The sequence below is a fragment of the Variovorax humicola genome, from assembly GCF_037889915.1.
GTDB classification, from domain to species: Bacteria; Pseudomonadota; Gammaproteobacteria; order Burkholderiales; family Burkholderiaceae_C; genus Variovorax; species Variovorax humicola.
Genome location: NZ_JBBKZV010000006.1, coordinates 255,690 through 267,985, shown reverse-complemented (window position 1 = coordinate 267,985; position 12,296 = coordinate 255,690). Strand labels below are relative to the sequence as shown.

At 65.6% G+C, this 12,296-nt stretch carries 11 protein-coding genes; 10 read left to right on the top strand and 1 reads right to left on the bottom strand.

The window, feature by feature from the left end; translation table 11 throughout:
• Nucleotides 1–4 precede the first annotated feature (4 nt).
• From WKW80_RS13575 to WKW80_RS13560, 4 genes are read left to right on the top strand one after another with little or no spacing between them, the layout of a single operon-like run.
• A complete protein-coding gene (locus WKW80_RS13575; protein WP_340364079.1) occupies nt 5–757 on the top strand; it encodes an SDR family NAD(P)-dependent oxidoreductase in 753 nt (250 codons plus the stop codon).
• A gap of 15 nt (nt 758–772) precedes the next feature.
• Entirely contained in the window at nt 773–1,507 is a 735-nt protein-coding gene (locus WKW80_RS13570) for an SDR family NAD(P)-dependent oxidoreductase (RefSeq protein ID WP_340364078.1), read from the top strand.
• Nucleotides 1,504–3,300, top strand: coding sequence for an FAD-dependent oxidoreductase (locus WKW80_RS13565; protein ID WP_340364077.1), 1,797 nt, complete (start codon nt 1,504–1,506; stop codon nt 3,298–3,300). The genes WKW80_RS13570 and WKW80_RS13565 overlap by 4 nt, the downstream gene beginning before the upstream one ends.
• Entirely contained in the window at nt 3,297–3,905 is a 609-nt protein-coding gene (locus WKW80_RS13560) for a glutathione S-transferase (RefSeq protein ID WP_340364076.1), read from the top strand. The genes WKW80_RS13565 and WKW80_RS13560 overlap by 4 nt, the downstream gene beginning before the upstream one ends.
• Nucleotides 3,906–4,015: 110 nt before the next feature.
• Here WKW80_RS13560 and WKW80_RS13555 read toward each other — a convergent pair whose 3' ends face one another.
• Entirely contained in the window at nt 4,016–4,810 is a 795-nt protein-coding gene (locus WKW80_RS13555) for a GntR family transcriptional regulator (protein WP_340364075.1), read from the bottom strand.
• Between the two features lie 222 nt (nt 4,811–5,032).
• Between WKW80_RS13555 and dgoD the strand changes: the two genes are divergently transcribed.
• From dgoD to WKW80_RS13525, 6 genes are all read left to right on the top strand, one after another.
• The gene (gene dgoD / locus WKW80_RS13550) at nt 5,033–6,181 is read left to right on the top strand and encodes a galactonate dehydratase (protein WP_340364074.1); all 1,149 of its coding nucleotides are present in this window, start codon (nt 5,033–5,035) and stop codon (nt 6,179–6,181) included.
• A gap of 64 nt (nt 6,182–6,245) precedes the next feature.
• Nucleotides 6,246–8,159: a TRAP transporter large permease gene (locus WKW80_RS13545; RefSeq protein WP_340364073.1), complete on the top strand. Its 1,914-nt coding sequence runs from the start codon at nt 6,246–6,248 to the stop codon at nt 8,157–8,159.
• A 52-nt stretch (nt 8,160–8,211) separates the two neighbouring features.
• Nucleotides 8,212–9,192, top strand: a complete 981-nt coding sequence (locus WKW80_RS13540; protein WP_340364072.1) for a TRAP transporter substrate-binding protein — start codon at nt 8,212–8,214, stop codon at nt 9,190–9,192.
• A 14-nt stretch (nt 9,193–9,206) separates the two neighbouring features.
• Nucleotides 9,207–10,244, top strand: a complete 1,038-nt coding sequence (locus WKW80_RS13535) for an L-idonate 5-dehydrogenase (protein WP_340364071.1) — start codon at nt 9,207–9,209, stop codon at nt 10,242–10,244.
• A 12-nt stretch (nt 10,245–10,256) separates the two neighbouring features.
• Complete coding sequence (locus tag WKW80_RS13530; RefSeq protein WP_340364070.1) at nt 10,257–11,504, top strand: enolase C-terminal domain-like protein; 1,248 nt, start codon at nt 10,257–10,259, stop codon at nt 11,502–11,504.
• Between the two features lie 13 nt (nt 11,505–11,517).
• Nucleotides 11,518–12,285, top strand: coding sequence for an SDR family oxidoreductase (locus tag WKW80_RS13525; RefSeq protein ID WP_340364069.1), 768 nt, complete (start codon nt 11,518–11,520; stop codon nt 12,283–12,285).
• Nucleotides 12,286–12,296 lie beyond the last annotated feature (11 nt).

Genomic DNA, 12,296 nt, shown 5'->3' with positions numbered 1-12,296 from the left:
TCGAATGGAATTGCTGAAAGACAAGCTGGCCCTCGTGACCGGCGCGGGCGGCGGGCTGGGCTCGGCCATCGCGCATGGCTTCGCGAAAGAGGGCGCGCGCGTCATCGTGGCCGACATCGACATCGGTCGCGCGGAATCGGTCGCCGCATCGATCGTCGAAGCCGGCGGCCAGGCCTGGAGCGTGGCCATCGACGTCACGGACCGTGCGGCCGTGACGGCGTGCGCCGCGGACCTGCTGGAGCGCATCGGGCCGATCGAAGTGCTCATCAACAATGCCGGCATCTCGGGCAAGTCGCGCATCGACGAGCCGAACGCGCCCGACGTATGGGACAGGCTGATCGACGTGAATCTGCAGGGGCTCTTCAACATCACGCACGCCTTCGTGCCTGCGCTGAAGACCACACGCGGCTGCATCGTCAACCTGTCGTCGATCGTCGCCTTCGTGAGCGGCATCTCGTCGGCCGGCTACGTGGCATCGAAGGGGGCGGTGCGATCGCTCACGCAGGTGCTTGCGCGCGAACTTGCCCCCTTTGGCGTGCGCGCCAATGCCGTGGCGCCCGGCCTGATGCTGACGGAGATGGTGGCACCCCAGCTTGCCGTTCCCGGCGGCACCGACTGGTACATGAAGCGCGTGCCGATGGCGCGCGGCGGCGAGGTCGACGAGATCGTCGGACCAGTCGTCTTCCTCTGTTCGCCGATGGCCAGCTACGTCAATGGCGTGGTGCTGCCGGTGGACGGTGGTTTTCTTTCCGCATGAACAGGACAAGCCGATATGAATAGCAGCAAACCCATCGCACTGGTCACCGGCGGTGCCGGAGGCATGGGCCTCGCCACGGTCGAGCGTCTTGCGCGCGACGGCTTTGCGGTCATCATGATCGACCGCGACGAAAGCCTCGCGAAGCGGGAGACGCAGCGCCTCGTCGAACGGGGCCTCGACGTGCAATGCCGCGTGATCGACCTGACCGACGAAGACGCGGTGCGCGGTCTGGTGCGCTCGCTGCCGCCGGTGCAGGCGCTGGTCAACAACGCAGGCATCTTCGACGAACGCAAGTTCCTCGAAGTCAGCAACGCGGACTTTCGGCGCGCCTACGAGGTCAACCTGATAGCCGTCGCGACGCTGACCCAGGAAGTCGCGAAGACCATGCCCGATGGCGGGCGCATCGTGAACATCGCGTCGCGCGCCTACCTGGGCGCGAAGAACCATCCGCACTATGTCGCCTCGAAAGCGGCCGTGGTCGGCTACACCCGCGCCAGCGCGATGGAACTCGCCCCGCGCGGCATCCTCGTCAACGCCATTGCGCCGGGGCTGATCGACACGCCCATCCTTCGCGCGCTCACGCCGGAGCGGTTGGCGGCACAGCTTGCGCTGCAGCCCACGGGGAAGGCGGGCCGGCCCGAGGACATCGCGCAGGCCGTGTCCTTCCTGGTGTCGTCGCAGACGGACTTCATTACGGGACAGGTTCTGTTCGTGGACGGCGGCAAGTCGCTGGGAGGATCCGGCGCATGACAACCGAAACCTGGGACGCCGAATACGACGTCGTCGTCATCGGTGCAGGCGCCGGTGGCATGGCCGCCGCACTGACCGCGAAGATCGAAGGCCGCAGCGTGCTGCTGACCGAGAAAACCGATCGGGTGGGTGGCTCGACGGCCGTGTCCGGCGGCGCGGTGTGGGCGCCGCTCAATGCGCAATCCGCCAAGGTCGGGCACCCCGACACCTTCGACAAGGCGTGGACCTACATGCGCGCCACCGTGGGCGACGCCGCGCCGGTTTCGATGCAGCAGGCTTTCCTGCGCAACTGCGCGGGCATGGTGGATTTCTTCGAGCGCAACACCGAGGTCAAGCTCGTAGCGCGCAGCTTTTCGCCAGACTACTACCCCGACCGCGAGGGTGCAGCCATGGGCGGACGTTCGCTGGATCCGGCGATGTTCGACGGCCGCTTGCTGGGCAAGCATTTCCACGAATTGCGCGACCCGCTGCCCGAGTTCATGGTGCTCGGCGGCATGATGATCACGATGACGGATGCGAAGCATCTGCTGGCGGTGACCAAGTCATTCGCCTCGTGGCGCGAAGGCATGAAATTGGTGCTTCGCTTCTTTTCGGATCGGCTGCGCGGCTATCACCGTGGAACGCGCCTGGTGCTGGGCAACGCACTCGCAGCACGGCTCTTCAAGAGCGTGCTGGACCGTGGCATCGACTACTGGCTCGAATCTCCCTTGCAGAAGCTGATCGTGGAGGACGGTCGCGTCGCGGGCGTCTTGTTCCAGCGCGGCGGCAAGTCCGTGCGCGTGCGGGCGCGCTGCGGCGTGATCGTGGCGACGGGCGGATTCCCCTGGAACGAGGCGCTGCGCGGCGAGTTGTACCCGCAACCCGCCGGCGCGTGGTCGATGTCGCCTTCGGGCAATCGCGGCGAAGGCATTTCGCTCGCCCGCGAGGCCGGCGCAGCGCTTGGCACCGGACAGACGAACGCGGCCTTCTGGGCGCCGGTGTCGATCCTCAAGCGACCCGACGGTACGGTCGTGCGCTATCCCCATCTGGTGTGGGACCGCGCCAAGCCCGGGCTGATGGCCGTCAACCAGGCAGGCGAGCGCTTCGTCAATGAATCGACCTCCTACCACGAGTTCGTGCGGGCGATGTACCGTTCGCACCAGACAGTGCCGACGCTGCCGGCCTATCTCGTGTGCGATCACGATTTCATGGAGAAATGGGGCATGGGTCTGGCACTGCCGGGCGGTCGCCCGCGCGAGCACCTGGTGCGGGCGGGTTATCTCCGCAAGGCTGCGACGTTGCGGGCACTCGGAGAGGCATTGGGCATGGACGGCGAGCGGCTGGAGGCATCGGCTGCGCGCTTCAATGCCTTGGCGGAAAGCGGCAAGGACGACGATTTCGGCAAAGGCGGCACGGAGTACAACCGCTACCTCGGCGATCCCGACCACAAGCCCAATGCCTGCCTCGGGCCGCTGCGTCGAGGCCCTTTCTACGCGGTCGAGGTGGTTGCCGGGGACATCGGGACCGCGGTCGGCATTGCCTGCAATGAGAACGCGCAGGCGCTGGACAGCGCGGGGCGCCCGATCCGCGGCCTGTACATGGCCGGCAACGACATGCACTCGGTCATGGGCGGCGAGTACCCGGCGCCGGGCATCACCCTCGGCCCGGCGTTGACCTTTGGCTGGATCGCCGGCGCTCATGCGGCGCGATCGGGATCGCATTCGCAATCGCAATCGCAATCGCAATCGCAAATGCCGGCGCAGGCGCAAATGCAAGCGCAAGACCTCTCGACGACCGAACGCGTGACCTCATGAAAATCTACTTTTCTCCCTTCTCGCCCTATGTACGCAAATGCCTGGTAGCGGCCCATGAGGTCGGGCTCGACGGTCGCGTGCAGTTGTTGCCCTCGAACGCCAATCCGGTGCAGCGCGACCGGGAAATCATCGCAAGGAACCCGCTTGGCAAGGTGCCCACCTTCATCACCGACGAAGGTGCCGTGTTGTACGACAGTCGCGTGATCTGCGAGTACCTCGACGCGCTTGGCGGCGGCACGCTGTTCCCGCGCAGCGGCGCAGGCCGCTGGGATGCCTTGACGCTACAGGCCTTGGGTGACGGCATCCTCGACGGCGCCCTCCTTGCGCGCTACGAGGACGTCGCGCGGCCCGAGGCGCTGCGCTGGCCGGAGTGGCGCGCCGGCCAACTCGACAAGGCCGAGACCTCGCTTGCCCATCTCGATGCGCACCCCGCGCTGATCTCGCCGGGGCGCGTCGACATCGGCACGCTGACAGTCGCCTGCGCGCTGTGGTATCTCGATCTGCGTTTCAGCGAGTTCGACTGGCGCAGCCGGCATACGGCAGTGGGGCAGTGGTTTGCAGAGTTCTCGAAGCGGCCATCGCTGCAAAAGAGTTGGGCTCTCTGACAGGCGAATCGGGAGAAGGTGCTCGCTTCGCTTCTGAAGAAGTTCCACCGCGCCCCCTTGGGAGGCGCCGCAGGCGCATCGGGGGTGTTTGATCCCACCCACTTTGCCTTTCAGGGGCGAGGCGATGACAGCGCGAGATAGCTGTCGTCGCTGTCCAGGCTGCAGTCCAGCAGGCTCGGCGCCACGTCGCGTTCCAGCGTGTCGAACATGGTGTCGACGAAATCCATGAGGTGATCCGACGCGGCGATGGCATCTTCGACCTTGCCGTCAGCCACGGCGTCGATGACCGCGATGTGCCCTTGCACCGTGCCATGCAGGTCGGTGTGGCCGGGGGTCTGCATATGGTAGATCCAGCCGATGCGGCGGAAGATCGTGTGCAGCGGCCGCAGCGTGCCCTCCACGAAGGGCTCCTGCGCGGCCGCCAGGAACAGTTGGTCGATGTGCCGGTCGACGACGTTGAACTGCTCTACCGTCATGCCGGCGCCGTGCTCGATCAACTGGCGCTTGATGTGTTGCATGCGATTGCGCTGTGACGCGCCGGAGCGCTCGGTGGCCAGCCGGATCACGAAGCGCTCCATGTCGCGGCGCAGGCGCAGCAGCAGCCGGTCGCGTGTGAGGTCGATCGGCGCGATGCGCAGGCCGTGGCGCGGCGTGATGTGCAGGAGCGTGTCGGCTGCCAGCCGGCTCACGGCCTGGTGCACGGGGGTCCGGCCATAGCCAACCATGGCCTGCAACTCGTGCATGGCCAGGAAGCGGCCAGGTGCCAACTGGCAGGTCACCAGCAATTCCTCGATGCGCTCGTAGGCCAGTTGGGAGAGGTTCGTGTCGCTGCGGCGCGGCGCGGCCGGCGCGCCCGCGTCGACGGAGATGAGTTTCGGCCGGGACGGCGAGGAGCGGCTGGCCATGGGTTCCTTTAGGGTGCGGATGCGTCGTTGATATACCAACGAATTTCGACTCTATTGTCCATCTTTCATTGGCAGATGTGATGTCGGAATGGCACGTTGATCCATAGGGTATCCACTTATGCATTTCGTGAAATATCACGATATTCTTTGGCCATGGCTCAGCGCCGCATCGTGAAGAGGGCGCCCGGAGCCAGCCCCTCCAACAACCAGAGACATCCCCGCATGAAAGTCACCCGGTTGACCACCTACAGGCTTGCGCCGCGGTGGATGTTCCTGAAGATCGACACCGACGAAGGCGTGTCGGGCTGGGGCGAGCCGGTCATCGAGGGGCGCGCGCGCAGCGTCGAAGCGGCAGTGCATGAACTCTCGGACTGCCTCGTCGGGCAGGATCCGTCGCGCATCAACGACCTGTGGCAGACGATGTACCGCAGCGGTTTCTATCGCGGCGGGCCGATCCTCATGAGCGCCATCGCCGGCATTGACCAGGCGCTGTGGGACATCAAGGGCAAGGTGCTCGGCGTTCCGGTGTACCAGCTCCTCGGCGGGCTGGTGCGCGACCGGATGAGGATGTACAGCTGGGTCGGCGGCGATCGCCCGGCGGAGGTCGTCGCCGGCATCCGCAAGTTGCAGGAAGCCGGCTTCGACACCTTCAAGCTCAACGGCTGCGAGAAGATGGGGCTGGTCGACAGCAGCAGGACGGTGGACGCCGCCGTCAAGGTCGTCGCCGAGATCCGCGAGACCTTCGGCCACAGCATCGAGTTCGGGCTCGACTTCCACGGGCGCGTCGCAGCGCCGATGGCCGCGGTGCTCATCAAGGAACTGGAGCCGTTTCGCCCGCTCTTCATCGAGGAGCCGGTGCTGGCCGAGCAGGCCGAGCATTACCCACGCTTGGCCGCGAGGACGTCGATCCCGCTTGCGGCAGGCGAACGGATGTTTTCGCGCTTCGACTTCAAGCGCGTGTTCGCCGCAGGCGGCATCTCGATCGCGCAGCCAGACCTCTCGCATGCAGGCGGCATCACCGAGTGCCACAAGATCGCCTCGATGGCGGAGGCCTACGACATCGGCCTCGCGCCGCATTGCCCGCTCGGCCCGCTCGCGCTCGCGGCCAGCCTGCATGTCGACTTCGTTTCGCGCAATGCCGTGCTGCAGGAACAGAGCATGGGCATTCACTACAACGAGGGCGCCGAGCTGCTCGACTACGTGCTCAACAAGGACGACTTCGCCTTCCACGACGGCCACATGCTGCCGCCGACCAAGCCGGGGCTGGGCGTCATCGTCAACGAAGAACTCGTCATCGAGCGCAGCAAGAGCGCGCCCGACTGGCGCAACCCGGTCTGGCGCCATGAGGACGGCGCCATCGCCGAATGGTGAGTGCGGCTCGCCGCCTGGACAAACGGACCAACGACCAACGGACAAACCAACGGAGACAGCGATCATGAGCATTCCCATCCCGGCCGACATTCCGGTGGAAGACCTGCTTGGCGAGGGGCATACGCATCCCCCCGCCAGGGGCCAGCACGCCTTTGTGCAATGGGTCGACAGGGGTCTCGAGGCCTTCGTGGGCGTGGCGGTTATCAGCGAACTGATCATCCTCTTCGCCAACGTCCTCACGCGCACCTTCTTCGACTTCACCATCCTCTGGGCCAACGAGTGGGGGCACCTGGTGCTGGGCGTGGTCGCCTTCATCGGCGGTGCGCTGGCCTACAACCGCAACGAGCACATCGCGGTGCATGCGGTGATCGAGCGGCTGCCCAAGGCATGGCGGCCCGCGCTCGATTCCTTCATCGACTGGATGGTAGCCATCGGGTCGCTCTTCATCGCATATGTGTCGATCGAGGTCGTGCGGTCGCGCTCGGAAGAGTTGTCGACGGTGATGGAAGTCTCGATGCGTTGGTTCGTGCTGCCGTTGACCATCGGATTGGCGCTGATGGCGTTCTTTGCGCTATATCGGCTGACGCGGCGTGCAAAGGCGCCGGTGATGGCGGCGGGCATCGTGTTCGCCATCGGGCTGGGCGTGCTGATCGGCATCAATGCCATGTGGGGTCCGTTCGAGGAGTCTTCCTTCGTGACCTGGCTCACGATCGCCTTCTTCGCGATCTTCATGGCGCTCGGGTTGCCGGTGGGCTTCGTACTCGCGACGGTGGCCACGATGTTCACCTTCTTCTCGGGCGGCGAATCGATGATCGCGATCCCATCGACGATGCAGGCGGGGGTGTCGAACTTCGTGCTGCTGGCCATTCCGTTCTTCATGATGGCGGGCTACGTGATGACCGAAGGCGGACTGAGCAGCCGGCTGTCGGATTTCGTCGTGTCGGTGGTCGGCCGGGTGCGCGGCGGGCTCTTCCAGGTCATCGTGGTCAGCATGTACATCTTCTCGGGCATCTCAGGCTCGAAGGCGGCCGACGTGGCCGCCGTGGGCACGTCGCTCAAGAAGATGATCCGCGACAACGGCTACGACGAGCCTGAATTTGCAGCCATCCTGTCGGCCGGCGCAGTCATGGGCGAGACCATCCCACCGAGCCTGCCGATGCTCGTGCTCGGTTCCATCACCACCATCTCGATGGGCGCGCTGTTCATGGCGGGACTGCTGCCGGCGCTGGTGTTGGCGTTGTGCCTGATGGGCGCGATCTACGTTCGGGCCCGGATGGCCAACAAGTACCCGGGCATCAAGACGCCGATGGCCGTCGTTCGCAGGAACACGCTGATGGCGGCACCCGCGCTGCTCGTGCCGGTGCTGCTTGTCGTCGGCATTGTTTCGGGCCTGGCGACGCCCACCGAGATTTCGTCGGTCGCGGTGATCTACGGCCTGGTGCTGTCCGTCGTGCTCTACCGCGAGCTGACCGTGCGCAAGTTCTGGAGCACGGTGTCCGACACCGCGGTGAAGGGCGGGATGATCCTGTTCATCACCAGCACCGCGAGCTCCTTCGCCTACACGCTCACGGCCGCGGGCATCCCGACGGAGATCGCCGAGCTGATGATCAAGATGGCAGGGCACACCAGCTGGCTCTTCATGCTGGCCAGCCTGCTGATCCTGGTCGTGATGGGCGCGCTGCTCGAAGGGCTGCCGGCGCTGCTGGTGTTCGCGCCGATCCTGATGCCGCTGGCGCCGCAGTTCGGGGTCTCGCCGGTGCAATACGGCATCGTGCTGCTGATTGCGATGGGTATCGGCTGCTTCGCGCCGCTCATCGGCGTGGGCATGTACATCTCCTGCTCGGTCACGGGCACCAAGGTCGAGGCCGCCTCGCGCGCCATGGTGCCGTACGCGATCCTGCTGTTCGTCGGGCTGCTGCTGGTGGCCTTCGTGCCCTGGTTCAGCCTCGTGCTGCCGCGCATGTTCGGCTTTGCCTGAACGACACATCTTCCTCAATTCGTCACACGTCTCCCACCCACAAGGATCTCCCATGAAAAAGCTGACCTCCGCACTCGTCTCGCTGGCCGTTGCCGCGCTTTCCGGCAGCGCCGTCGCCGCCGACCAGAAGTTCACCTTCAAGCTCAGCCACCAGATGGCGGCCGACCACACGCTGCAGCTCGTGGCGCTCAAGTTCGCCGAGTTGGTGAAGGAGAAGACCGGCGGCAACGTGACCGTGAAGGTCTTCCCCTCCGGCGCGCTCGGTGCCGAGAAGGACAACGCGGCCGGCCTGAAGTCGGGCCTGCTCGACATCGGCATTGTGGCCGTCGAGCAATACCCGTCCTTCGTACCCGAGTCGGCGGTGCTGGTCCTGCCGTATCTCTACACCGACTACGACCACGTCGACCGCGTGCTCAACAGCGACGTCGCCAAGGACGTGGCCACCATGATCCGCGAGAAGACCAACATCCGCGTGCTGACCTTCCTGCCGCTCGCCTTCCGCCAGATGTTCACCGTGGACAAGGAGATCAAGACCGCTGCCGACTTGAAGGGTCTGAAGATGCGCGTGCCGGAGTCGCCGATCTATGTGGCCGCGTTCAAGCAGTTCGGTGCGGTGCCGACACCGCTGGCATGGGGTGAGGTCTACGCGGCCTTGCAGACCGGCGTGGCCAAGGGCGTGGAGAACACGCCCGAGGCGATCCAGACCGCCTCGCTGCAAGAGGTCACCAAGTACATGAACGTGACCAACCACCTCGAAGGCCCGACCACGCTGTCGATGTCCGACCAGGCCTTCAAGAAGCTGCCGCCCGAGTACCAGAACGCGCTGATGGCCGCAGCGGCCGAGGCCGAGAAGTACGACCTGCAACTGACCATCGCACGCGACAAGGAGGCCCGCGAGAAGCTCAAGACCAAGCTGACCGTGGTGCAGCCGGACATCGCCTCGTTCAAGAGCGCGATCAAGTACGAACAGATCGACCTGGTCAGCAGCGACAAGGGCAAGGAACTGGTCAAGCGCGTGCTCGCGATCAAGTGAAAGGGAAGAACAACATGGAAGCCCTCGTCATCCACGCGCCCGGCGACCTGCGCGTCGAAACCTATCCCACGGCCGAAGTGGGCGCCGGCCAGATGCGCGTGCGCGTGCGCTGCGGCGGCATCTGCGGCTCGGACCTGCACTACTACCAGCATGGCGGCTTCGGCACCGTGCGGATCAACGAGCCGATGGTGCTGGGCCACGAAGTGGCCGGCGTGATCGACGAGGTCGGACCGGGCGTCACCGCGTACAAGGCCGGCGACCGCGTGGCCATCAGCCCCAGCCGGCCCTGCGGCCTGTGCCGCTTCTGCCAGGAGGGTTTGCAGAACCACTGCCTGGAAATGCGCTACTACGGCAGCGCCATGCGCAACCCGCACGTGCAGGGTGCGTTCCGCCAGGAGATCGTGATCGAGGAATACCAGGCGCATCGGCTGGCCGATTCGCTGAGCGACGCCGAGGGCGCGATGGCCGAGCCGTTCTCGGTCGCGCTGCATGGTGTCAAGAGGGCAGGGGACCTGCTGGGCAAGAAGGTGCTGGTGACCGGCTGCGGGCCGATCGGCGCGCTGGCGATCATCGCGGCGCGCCGCGCGGGCGCCGCGCACATCGTGGCGACAGATGTCAGCGCGCACCCGCTCGGCAAGGCGCTGAAGGTGGGCGCGGACGAAGTCATCAACGTGGCCGAGCATCCGGACGTGCTGGCGCGCTTTGCGGCGGACAAGGGCCAGTTCGATGTGCTGCTGGAGGCCAGCGGCAATGCATCTGCGTTGCGCAGCGCATTCGACGTGCTGCGGCCGCGCGGGATCATCGTGCAGCTCGGCTTGAGCGGCGGCGAGATGACGCTGCCCATCAACACCATCGTCGCCAAGGAATTCGACCTGCGCGGCGTGTTCCGCTTCCACCAGGAATTCGCCGTCGCGGTCGAGCTGCTGAACAAGGGGCTGGTCGACGTCAAGCCGCTGATCTCGGCCACGCTCTCGTACCGCGACTCGGCCCGTGCCTTCGCGCTGGCGGCGGATCGCTCGCAGGCCATGAAGGTCCTGTTGAACTTCGACTGAGCACGCAACGATATGGCCACCCTCATCACCGACGTCAAGGTCATCCTCACCGCACCCGAGGGCATCAACCTCGTGGTCGTCAAGGTGGAGACCAACCAGCCGGGCCTGCATGGCCTGGGCTGCGCCACCTTCGCCTATCGCCATCTCGTCGTGCAATGCCTCGTGGAGGAATACCTCAAGCCTCTGCTGGTCGGCCGCGACGTGAGCGCCATCGAGGAGCTATGGCAACTGATGCATCAGAACGCCTACTGGCGCCACGGTCCGATCGAGAACAGCGCGATCTCGGGCGTCGACATGGCGCTGTGGGACATCAAGGGAAAGATGGCCGGCATGCCGCTGTACCAGCTCTTCGGCGGCAAGGTGCGCGAAGGCGTGCCGGTGTACCGACATGCCGACGGGCGCGACCTCGCGGAGCTCTGCGACAACATCCAGAAGTACCAGGCGCAGGGCATCACGCACATCCGCTGCCAGAACGGGGGCTACGGCGGCGGTGGCTTTGGCGCCGCGCCGAAGACGGCACCACGCGGCGCGCCCGAAGGCATCTACCTCGACAGCCGCGCCTACATGCGCGACACGATCAAGCTGTTCGACGGCATTCGTGCCAAGGTCGGCTTCGGCATCCAGCTGTGCCATGACGTGCACGAGCGGCTCAGCCCGGTCGATGCGATCCGCTTCGCCTGCGAGATGGAGAAGTTCGACCTGTTCTTCCTCGAGGACGCGATTCCGCTGGAAGAGGGCAAGTGGCTGCGCCAGTTGCGCGAGAAGACGAAGATCCCGCTGGCGCAGGGCGAACTCTTCACCAACCCCTACGAGTGGAAGACGCTGATTGCCGAGCAGTTGATCGACTTCATTCGCGTGCACCTGAGCCAGATCGGCGGCATCACGCCGGGCCGCAAGTTGCAGCTGTTTGCCGAGCAGTACGGTGTGCGCACCGCGTGGCACGGGCCGGGCGACATGTCGCCGCTGGGGCACGCAGCCAACATCCACGTCGACCTGGCCGCGCGCAACTTCGGCGTGCAGGAATGGTCGGGCATCGAGCCGCCGAACTTCGTGATCCAGGAACTCAAGGGACCGCACGGCGCGCTGCTCGACGTGTTCCCGGGGCTGCCCGAATTCCGCGAAGGCTACGTGTATGCGAACGACAAGCCGGGCCTCGGCATCGACATCGACGAGGCGCAGGCGCGCAAGTACCCCTGCGAGAAGACGGTGACCACCTGGACGCAGACGCGACTGGTCGACGGCTCGCTGCAAACCCCCTGAACAGAACGAACACATGTCCACATCACTCTTCAGCCTCGCGGGCAAGACCGCGCTCGTCACCGGCTCTTCGCGCGGGCTCGGTTTGTCCATTGCGCAGGGCATGGCCGCGGCTGGCGCCCGCTTGCTGCTCAATGGGGTCGATGAAACGCGCTTGCAGGCATCGGCTGCGACGCTGCGCGAACGCGGCTACCAGGTGGACGCGTTCGCTTTCGACGTGTGCGACGAGGCCGCAGTCGTCAATGCCTTCGAGACATTCGATGCGCGGGGCATCCAGGTCGACATCCTGGTCAACAACGCCGGTGTCCAGTTCCGCAAGCCCATGGTCGAGCTTGCCACCGAGGACTGGCGCCGCGTGATCGAGACCAACCTGACGAGCGCATTCGTGGTCGGTCGCGAAGCGGCCAAGCGCATGATTCCGCGCCAGCGCGGCAAGGTGATCAACATCGGCTCGCTCACCAGCGAACTGGCGCGTGCCACCGTTGCGCCCTACACGGTGGCCAAGGGCGGCATCCGCATGCTGACGCGCGCCATGACCGCCGAGTGGGCCGCGCACAACATCCAGGCCAACGCCATCGGCCCCGGCTACATGCTGACCGAAATGAACCAGGCGCTGATCGACAACCCGAGCTTCGACGCCTGGGTCAAGGGCCGCACGCCCGCAGGGCGATGGGGCAAGCCCGAGGAGCTCATCGGCACGGCCATCTTCCTGGCCTCCGAGGCCTCCAACTACGTGAGCGGCCAGATCATCTATGTCGACGGCGGCATGGTGTCGGTGCTCTGACTTTCATCACT

Coding starts and splice junctions, on each gene's coding strand:
- WKW80_RS13575 (WP_340364079.1), top strand. CDS start 5: ATGGAATTGCTGAAAGACAAGCTGGCCCTCGTGACCGGCGCGGGCGGC.
- WKW80_RS13565 (WP_340364077.1), top strand. CDS start 1,504: ATGACAACCGAAACCTGGGACGCCGAATACGACGTCGTCGTCATCGGT.
- WKW80_RS13555 (WP_340364075.1), bottom strand. CDS start 4,810: ATGGCCAGCCGCTCCTCGCCGTCCCGGCCGAAACTCATCTCCGTCGAC.
- WKW80_RS13560 (WP_340364076.1), top strand. CDS start 3,297: ATGAAAATCTACTTTTCTCCCTTCTCGCCCTATGTACGCAAATGCCTG.
- WKW80_RS13525 (WP_340364069.1), top strand. CDS start 11,518: ATGTCCACATCACTCTTCAGCCTCGCGGGCAAGACCGCGCTCGTCACC.
- WKW80_RS13540 (WP_340364072.1), top strand. CDS start 8,212: ATGAAAAAGCTGACCTCCGCACTCGTCTCGCTGGCCGTTGCCGCGCTT.
- dgoD (WP_340364074.1), top strand. CDS start 5,033: ATGAAAGTCACCCGGTTGACCACCTACAGGCTTGCGCCGCGGTGGATG.
- WKW80_RS13570 (WP_340364078.1), top strand. CDS start 773: ATGAATAGCAGCAAACCCATCGCACTGGTCACCGGCGGTGCCGGAGGC.
- WKW80_RS13535 (WP_340364071.1), top strand. CDS start 9,207: ATGGAAGCCCTCGTCATCCACGCGCCCGGCGACCTGCGCGTCGAAACC.
- WKW80_RS13530 (WP_340364070.1), top strand. CDS start 10,257: ATGGCCACCCTCATCACCGACGTCAAGGTCATCCTCACCGCACCCGAG.
- WKW80_RS13545 (WP_340364073.1), top strand. CDS start 6,246: ATGAGCATTCCCATCCCGGCCGACATTCCGGTGGAAGACCTGCTTGGC.